1 protein-coding gene is annotated in these 815 nt (G+C 76.0%); it reads right to left on the bottom strand.

Going from position 1 to position 815, the window contains the following annotated elements; translation table 11 throughout:
- The coding region (locus KUM32_RS42035) for a sugar kinase (protein WP_308408856.1) at nt 1-786 on the bottom strand (786 nt) is incomplete at its 3' end.
- Nucleotides 787-815 lie beyond the last annotated feature (29 nt).

Below are 815 nucleotides of genomic sequence, written 5' to 3'. Positions count from 1 at the left end.
GCCGGAGAGATACCCGGCGGCGAAGGCGTCGCCCGCCCCGACCGGGTCCACCACCGGGACCGCGAACGCGCTCTGGTCCCAGCGTCCGGCGCCGGTGTACGCGGTCGCCGAGTGGTCCGCGCGCTTGATCACGACCGCGCGCGCACCCTCCTTGACCAGGTCGGCAGCGGCCTCGTCGGCCGGCCGCGCGGTCAGCAGCTCCAGTTCGTCCGCGCCCGCGAGGAGCAGGTCGGCGTCGGCCAGCAGGGGCCCGACGATCTGCGCCCACTGGGCGGCGCCGCCGAGCTTGTGGCGCACGTTGGGGTCGAAGGAGACCAGCGCGCCCGCGGCGCGGGCCAGCTCGATCAGGCGACGGGTGGCCTCGGCCGCGGTCGGCGAGAGCATCGGCGTGATGCCCGACAGGTGCAGCAGCCGGACGCCGTCGAGCGCGGCGGGCGGGATGTGTGCCGGCTCCAGGTGCGAGGCGGCCGAACCCGCCCGGAAGTACTGCACGTCGATGGCGCGGGAGGGGTGACAGTCCCGCAGCAGCAGGCCGGTGGGCGCCTGTTCGTCCACACCCACCTGGCTGACGTCCACGCCGTCCGCCCGCAGCTCGCCGAGGACGGCGGCGCCCGGCGCGTCCGCCCCGAGGCGGCCCAGCCAGCGCACGCTGTGCCCGAGCCGGGCGAGTCCGACCGCCACGTTGGCCTCGGCCCCCGCGATGGAGCGACGGAAGTGGGTCGCTCGGTCCAGCGGCACGCCCGGCTCGGCCAGCATCAGCAGCATGGCCTCACCGCACGTGACCACCTCGGGGCCTGATGTCCCCGGGCCATATG

Source organism: Streptomyces sp. AC627_RSS907 (genome assembly GCF_019049165.1).
The sequence above is the reverse complement of the archived record's forward strand: the minus strand, read 5'-3'. Positions and strand labels throughout refer to the sequence as shown.